Below are 7,660 nucleotides of genomic sequence, written 5' to 3' on the forward strand. Positions count from 1 at the left end.
GACATCGATCGCCCGGTGGTGGTCGGTGCGGTCTACAACGGCCGTGGCCAGCAGGATGCGCAGCACAACCAGATCAACGGCGGTGGCGGCAACGCCACCGGCAACGCGGCGGCGTGGTTCGAGGGCAATGACCACGCGGCGGTGTATACCGGCTTCAAGAGCCAGGCGCTGGCCGACAGCCAGGGCGGCACCGGCGGCTACCAGCAGCTGCGCTTCGACGACACGCCCGGGCAGGGCCGAGCCCAGCTGTCCACCACCCAGCACGAAACCACGCTGACGCTGGGCCACCTGAAGGGCGGCCAGGACAACGTGCGCGACGGCGAGCGCGGCTTTGGCGTGGAGCTGGCCACGCAGGCACAGGGCGCACTGCGCGCCGGCCGCGGCCTGCTGCTGACCACCGAGCAGGGCACGCCGCAGATGGCCGCGCCGCAGGCGCTGGCGCAGCTGCAGGAAGGACAGAAGCTGCTGCAGCAGCTGGCCGAATCGGCGGCCAACCAGCAGGCGCAGCTGCCGAGCGACCCGGCCGAGCTGCCTGCGGACACCACGCTGGGCGAGTTGCAGGAACACCTGCGTGCGACCCACAGCGGCAGCACGGCCGGCAGCATCACCGGGGGTGATGGCGAAGCGCCGGGCTGGAGCGCCCCGATTCTGCTGGGCAGTGGCGTGGCCGGCGTGCTGAGCCTGACCCCGGCCGACCAGGTCTGGGTGAGCGGCACGCACACCACCCTGGCCAGCGGCGTGGCGCTGAACTGGATGACGCAGGGCTCGCTGACGCTGGCGGTTGCCGGCGGCCTGGTGCTGTACACCGCCGGTGTGCAGCCCAGCGGCGAGAGCCCGAACCAGGAACGCGGCATCGCACTGCACGCCGCGCAGGGCAAGGTAAGCGCACGCGCGCACAAGAACCAGGCGATCGTGGCGGCCAAGACCCAGGTGCGTATCGCCAGTACCGAGGCGGACGTGATGCTGTCGGCGCCGAGCAAGCACCTGCTGGCGACGGCGGCAGGGGCGTACATCCGGATCGAGGGCGACAACATCGAGCTGGGTGCGCCGGGGAAGGTGGAATTCAAGGCGAGCCAGCGGGAGTGGTTGGGGCCGGCGAGTGTGGCGGGGGAGGCGAAGATGCCGAGCGCCGAATTCAAGGGGTGCGAACTGAAGCTGGAAGATGCATCCAGCCAAGGGGCCGGGCTTGTCTGATCCTAACGATCATCGGCTGTTCGAACACCTGCGACGCCAACTGATCGAGATGCGTGAAAGGGCGGGGGGCGCGCTGTATCTCCTGGTGGATCCGTCACTCCAGGATCCATTCTCCGGCGTGGAAAGCGGGAATCCCAGGTTCACGCTTCCGCTTCCCGCGGCCAGATTCCCGCAAGGCACAGCGCCCTATCTACTGCGCGCGGGTGCCTTCGGCCGTGATCCTGTGGCCGATCTTTCCCTTCAACTTGCCATTGAACAGGCAGGACACTCCGCAGACAGCTCCAGCTCGACCAGTGCTCGCTCGATGGGCGCATGGATTGTACTGGCGGACGACCAGAATCCAATGCAGGTCGCCAGCGCGCTGGCAAGAAGCAGCCAGCTCGTCATTCAGGGCGAGCGGCGGACACTGAGATTCTGGGATCCAAGGGTCATGGACCTGCTGAACGGAATTCTGGATACGGATCAGCACCGGCAACTGCTGGCACCGATCCTGTCATATGCATGGATGCGGCGCGACCTTCTCATTCGTGTTCAGGCGCATGAGCCGGGACAGCAGGATCCTCTATCGCCATTGGCGGCACAGCTCCAGCTCTCTACGGAGCAGGTGCGGTTGATCCAGTTGCTGCCTGACGTGAATCTTGTACTGGGGTCGCTTGAGAAGGCTGGCTGTGTCCACAGCGAAGACTACGCACTCGATGTGGCCCGGAATCTGCGCGCTGCCGAGGATCGGTGGCAGATGCAGGAAAAGGATGATCGAGTGGCCTTTGCCATCTGCTGCGGGATTTACGGCGATGATTTCTGGGCGGACCCGGAGATCGGCTCCACCCTGTCGGGCATGCAGGGCCGGCAGGGTTGCATGGCAGTGGTCATCAACCAATTGACAGCAACTAACCCACGCCAAGGGACTGTGCACAGGGCTTGAGCTGGGCTTTTCCCCGCCATCTCACCTCGTGCTTACAAAAATTACAGTGAAAAGTACGAGTGCGATGCCGCCAATGAGTGGACTGATGGCAAGCCATCGCTTGCCCTTGGATTGCCACCCGGAAAATCGCCCAAGGTAATGATAGGTGGAATGGGCAAGGAACCCGATCAGTCCAAGCGCCAACGCAATATAGAAAATGTTTCCGAGGGAAATCGTCATGGTGTACCCTGGTGAAGGCTTGAGATGGACAACGGCAGGCAAACGCCGTGCTGTCAGGTGCGCAGGAAAAGAAGCGAATAGGTGATCAAACCCCAGCCGGTGATGCTGATGAGGCAGCAGATGCTGCATGCCACGGCAACCTGGAGGGCGGCCTTTCGTCTACCAGCAATGTCTCGCGGGCTGGGGCGTAGAATGGAGTAGTGCGCGCTGCTGCCGAGAAGCGAGTTGCTGGCAAGAAGCTCCGCGGGTGGCGCCACGGGTCGCTTGAAGTGGGCATAGAGCATCTGTGACAAGGGCTCTGGCCAGAAGACCAGCCAGAGCAGTACGCTCGCCAGGTACTGCGGGACCATGAACACATTCCAGTTCATGGCGCGGATGCGTTCAATCATCTCCTTGCCCGCTCCGCCGGCCGAGAGTGGCCCTCGCTCCAGCAGGGATGTCGTCCAGTGCGATTGATCAACCACGAATGTGGCGGGCATCGCTTCGGGCGCTTCATCCATGTAGCGCCGGATCAATTCCCATGACTGCTGGCAAGCCTCTCTGTCTGGAAGGGGGCCGTCGACGGTGAAGCGCAGACGCCATGTCTCGGGGGCTTCCGGATAGATTTCCATCAGGTCGAGAGCCATCATCAAGGGCGCGCCGAACTGGACCATGCCGTACCCAACGCGGGCGTATGGTCTGACGTTGTTCCAGTCCAACAGACAATGCCTGCCGTCGACAATGCAGAATACCTTTCTGCTCTTGCGGAAGAAATGAAGGTCGCTCTGCTTACTGCCGATACTCAATTTGACGCAGAGAAACGCGATTGCGGTGAGCGCCGCAGCACTAAGGCCCGCGCTCGCCGATGCGAACACACGCATTGCAATGCCTAAGGTGGGTTCTAGCGTCACCATCACCCCCATATAACCAAGGCCGATGGCTATGCACAGCATCACCAACGCAGCGACCGGCATGATGGATTCCATCCGCGAAGCAGCATTGCTTTCCGACCAGATCATGGCTTCATCGTCAAGGCGCACCACGTCGCGTACGGAGTAGGCGTGCGAGGTTGCCGTACGGGGAAGGGGGCCTTCAGTAAAACGAAGATCTTGTTGACTGTGCATGGTTCAGACGTGTGCTCGGAGCCAGTTCATTGAAATAATCACCTCTCTTTCCCATCAACGAAAAAGTTCTCGTAGGCCGCAGTGTTTGGCCAGTATGACACCTCTATGGACGGTATCCCCGAGATCATCCGGGTTGCTGGAGTAATCAGGTTCATTCCGAGGACGTTCTTCACCGCTTCGAACCACGACTGATCGCCCATGGCAATGGTAAAGACGGCCCCTTCACCCTTCGCCGTGCCTGTGCCTGCGAAATCGTCATTGTCCTCGCCACCGGAAATTTTCAAAGGCCAGCTTGCCTCGTTAGTCGTGCCGTTGCTGTTTTCATACACATACCAACGAATGATGCGGTCCTTCATCTTCAGCTTGATGTCGATCTTGCTTGCCATGCCCCAGACAGGAACTTCAATTTCGAACTTCAGCAGCGAGTCCCAATAGCTGGGCTCATCTACCTTGATCGCATAGAGCTCGCGTAGCAGCGTATGCAACTGTTCCTTTGAGTCCTTGAACTTTGCACCCCACGTGCCCCTATTCTTGCCGAGGAAGCTGCGGTCGGCCCATTTTTCAAGGGGAATGGTCGTCAGATACTTCGACCAAAGGTCTGCTGAGATCGATACGGCAAACAGAACGCCGCTTGCCACTCCAAGCCACAGTGCGACCGGAGGGGCTTCAGCGGTGACCACCGCGCCAGCGCGTGCCGCGCCCGATGCAGTCGCTGCTCCAGCAGCAAGTTCGCCGGCAGCGCCTACTGCTGCCTGGCGCGCAATAAGACGGGTAGCAGCGTAGCCTGTCCAGCCTGCGCCGATAGATGTACCGCCAGAGACACCCCTGAACACCGATGCCGCAGTATCCCCTTGGTCCCACAGTAGGGACGCATCGTAGATTTGGAAGATCCCTTCGATGGTTCCCGCGATCGCGCCGAGGTGTGCGGCTTTTAGAGTAAGTTCGAAGTAACGGGCATTCTTGGCGCCGGCATTAGAGAGCTGGCCGGCCAATGCGCGGGTCTCTGCTACAGTCGCCCACAGTCCAAGAGCTGCGACACTGGCTTCACCAATGTCCTTGGAAATTCTTGAGATGTTGGGGCCGCTAGCAGCTGCCGAAGTCAGGTCGACGCCGAGATTGTTGATGCTTGATATCAGCGAGAACGCCTGGACCGCGCCGATACCCATGTTCATTCCAACCAGTGCCTTGAGCTTTCCTGCACCGTCCGGGGAGCTGGCCACATGAGTGGTGGTGCTCGGCGGCAGCTCGCTTGGTTGAATGGAAAACGCTGATGCCGCCGCCTGGAGTGCCGGCGGAATAGGTTTGCCTGGCGTCCAGGTGCCCACAATCAAATGAACGACGGCACGACGATCATTCGTGCCCTTCGGTGTCAGGTTGATCTTCCTTGGATTGGAAGCGTACGCGTTCCGCAGCTGACGAAGATAGCCCGTACTGTCGGTCTCGAGAGCTGCTTCGATCACCGCTATTCCGGAATGCTGCAGGGTCAAAAGCTGGATCCTGCGCATGGTGCGGCGGAATGCCTTGGGGTGCGCCTTGCTGAGGCGGCCTGACCGAGCCATCAATGTAGCTGCCAGTACTTCCCAGTTTCTTGCGTTGGCGGCCGCAGCTTGGGTCTTTGCCTCTTTGATCTGCTCCAGTAGTTCTAGCTGGCCCTTCACTTCATCGAATTTTTTCTTTGCATCAAGAATGGTCTTGTCGATGGTCGGGTTGGTCAGCAGCGCCAGCAAACCGGTGTCAGCAGCTGCCGCTCCCCTCCAGAAAAGATCATTGGATTTCTCCGGCTCTGAGTTCAGTGCGTCCAGCAGGACATCGTTGAATTCTTCTTCGGTCTGGCCGCAATTGGCGTACAGGTCGGCCGTGATGCTGGAAAGACGTGCCCCATTTTGCTCAACTGCAGCGTCGAACAGTCGGGAGTACGGTTTTGATTTTACCTGTCGCATCCATTGACGGTAGTCTGCGGATAATGTCTTGTAATTGGCTGTGGCTTCGGCACAGACGATGTACTTCTGCAGATAGGTATCAAATTCCCCCTGATTGATGTCATCTTCTATTCGCGACCAGGCTTCGCTGGAGCCGTTCCTAATATTCTGCAGCAAGGCTGCAGCATCCATTTTGTCGCGATCGTTCTGTGTGTACGAATCGTCCTCGCCCATTATGTCCGTATAAGCGCGGGACTTTGCATAGTTCAGCTGCGTTGTGATGCCGATGTCATCCTGCAGCGGCAGCAGGATGCCAGTGGTCTTGCCGCTCGCATCAAATGCCTGATTCATTCGGACCATCTCCGCATAGACGGTCTTCGATGAGACGCTCTTGGGCCGGGTGTAGGCCTCCCGGTTTACCGTATCGGTCTGGGGCCTTTCCTGGAAGCCGAGGACGACATGCTCGATGTCCTGATCGCTGATCTTGTAGGTTCCGCTTCCAATGTTCCCGGCGCTGGACAGATCGATTGCTTTCAAGAAGCTGGACAGAAGATCATCGTTGCCCGCGACATCCGCGCGCACACGTGCTGTCCAGAAGGCATCAGAGAAGCCGATATGTACTTTCCCGCTCTTCGCAGCCTTCGTGTCGATGTTCAGCAGGAATGTTCCGGTTCCAGTTCCAAACCGTTTGCAGGCAACGTCACCCTTTCCCATCGGGCGGGGGGTATCAAGATTCACACGCAGCAGACGGCCGTCAGCTTGGGATGCGTAGATCTCCCAGTGCTTTCCATCCGGGTAGTAAACGTAGAGGAATCCCTGGCGGAGCCGGCGCAGAACATACTGAGAGCATTCAAGGGATCCACCGGCTTCGGCCTTGTTGAGAGGCCGTGCACGCAGGTAGTCACCCTCGTAGAACTGGTGCGCCAGCAAGTGGCTGACGTATGTCTTGTTCTCGCGGAAGGATGCCGGAAAGTCCTGGGGCGGTACTACCGCCCACAATGCCACCAGCATCGCCAGACCCTGCTTGTCACAGCTGGGGCAAGATTCGTCCTTGCGCGCCGACTGGCTTCCTTGTGCATGTGCCAGAGCCGCATTGAGCTGGCTGGCGCGATCAGGTGCAACGTCTACGTCGTTCATGCAGGCAGCCTTCCTTGGAATGGCATGAGTCGAGGGGAAGGCTCATAGTAGAGGCAGGATGGAATTTGATCCAGTTCGCGCACAGATGCAGGGTCCGTAGCATCTGTGCGGTGAAGTTATGAATTGGGGTTTTTGTGATGCCAGTAGCATATTTACTTGTGGTGGCCGCGCCACCGCCACGATAGGCCGAGTGCGGTAGTGCGCATCGCTCCTGCAGATTGCGTTGACGCAGAGAAGGTCGGGAAAATGCTACGGATCAGGTAGAATAGCGGCGTGCGTCCGTGGCCGGACGCCGCAAGCCGAGACGCGCCTGGAAGGAGGCCGACAGGCTTTGTCGCGGCCTTCGATACAAGGTGGCGTCTTCGATGTAGATGCGAATTCGGACTGTCGTCCGTCGACCAAATTCGTGGGTGAGGTGACGCTCGCTGACGCCACGTTGCGTGAGGGGATCATGCTCGCATCCCCACCATGCATCAGCTGAGCGCGAGGAGCCGCACTGACTGTGGGTACAGCACGGAGTCGCAGTATGCGCAGGAGTACCATGGAGTAGGTAGGCCGTCGATGGGACGCATGATGCAGAGTGACTCAACGGCCTCAACATCATCCAGAGCAATATGTCCCCAAGATACTGCGGGAGAGCGAAACTGTTCCAGTTCATGCCGCAGATGCATTCAATCATTTCCTTGCCCGCGCCGCTGGCAGAAAGCGTTCCCGCTCCAGCAAGGATGTCGTCCAGTTCGATGGATCCACGATCACGGCGCTCTCGCTGGATGCGAGCCTGGCGCTGGCACCGCTGATCGGGCAGGGCGCGCTGCTGCAGCTGCAACAGGCCGACGGCAGCGTGCGGCCGCTGCATGGACGCATCACCGCCGCCGAGCGGCTGGGTAGCAATGGCGGCCTGACGCGCTACCGGCTGCGCCTGCAGCCCTGGCTGGCCTTCCTCTCCCAGCGCGTGGACAGCTACGTCTTCCATGACAAGACCGTGGTCGAGATCGTCGAAGACCTGTTCGCCGATTACGGCACGTTGGCGCCGGCCTGGCGCTGGTCGCTGGGCGATGCCAGCCAGTACGCGCGGCGCAGCCTGACCACCCAGTACCAGGAAAGCGACCTGGCCTTCATCCAGCGCCTGCTGGCCGAAGAAGGCATCTATTACTGGTTCGAGCATG

Annotated in this window: 5 protein-coding genes; 3 read left to right on the forward strand and 2 right to left on the reverse strand. The window is 60.1% G+C overall.

Translation table 11 applies throughout. From position 1 onward, the window contains the following. A partial coding sequence (locus QMZ26_RS20980) for a type VI secretion system tip protein VgrG (protein ID WP_283222564.1) occupies nucleotides 1-1,194 on the forward strand: 1,194 nt, incomplete at its 5' end. After that, the gene (locus tag QMZ26_RS20985) at nucleotides 1,163-2,116 is read left to right on the forward strand and encodes a hypothetical protein (RefSeq protein ID WP_283222565.1); all 954 of its coding nucleotides are present in this window, start codon (nucleotides 1,163-1,165) and stop codon (nucleotides 2,114-2,116) included. The genes QMZ26_RS20980 and QMZ26_RS20985, both read left to right, overlap by 32 nt. Nucleotides 2,117-2,388: 272 nt before the next feature. Here QMZ26_RS20985 and QMZ26_RS20990 read toward each other — a convergent pair whose 3' ends face one another. Together QMZ26_RS20990 and QMZ26_RS20995 are read right to left on the reverse strand one after the other, a co-directional pair. Next, a complete protein-coding gene (locus QMZ26_RS20990) occupies nucleotides 2,389-3,438 on the reverse strand; it encodes a hypothetical protein (RefSeq protein ID WP_283222566.1) in 1,050 nt (349 codons plus the stop codon). A 38-nt stretch (nucleotides 3,439-3,476) separates the two neighbouring features. After that, nucleotides 3,477-6,494 carry a toxin VasX gene (locus QMZ26_RS20995; protein ID WP_283222567.1) on the reverse strand — a complete coding sequence of 1,006 codons (3,018 nt, stop codon included), beginning with the start codon at nucleotides 6,492-6,494 and terminating at the stop codon, nucleotides 3,477-3,479. 580 nt (nucleotides 6,495-7,074) lie between these two features. On the opposite strand from QMZ26_RS20995, the gene QMZ26_RS21000 reads away from it, so the two are divergent. Then, a partial coding sequence (locus QMZ26_RS21000) for a phage late control D family protein (protein WP_283222568.1) occupies nucleotides 7,075-7,660 on the forward strand: 586 nt, incomplete at its 3' end.

The sequence above is a fragment of the Stenotrophomonas sp. PFBMAA-4 genome, assembly GCF_030053215.1.
Lineage (GTDB): Bacteria > Pseudomonadota > Gammaproteobacteria > Xanthomonadales > Xanthomonadaceae > Stenotrophomonas.

Excerpts from the sequence above, each read along its gene's own strand:
- QMZ26_RS20985 (WP_283222565.1), top strand. The coding sequence starts at position 1,163 with ATGCATCCAGCCAAGGGGCCGGGCTTGTCTGATCCTAACGATCATCGG.
- QMZ26_RS20990 (WP_283222566.1), bottom strand. The coding sequence starts at position 3,438 with ATGCACAGTCAACAAGATCTTCGTTTTACTGAAGGCCCCCTTCCCCGT.
- QMZ26_RS20995 (WP_283222567.1), bottom strand. The coding sequence starts at position 6,494 with ATGAACGACGTAGACGTTGCACCTGATCGCGCCAGCCAGCTCAATGCG.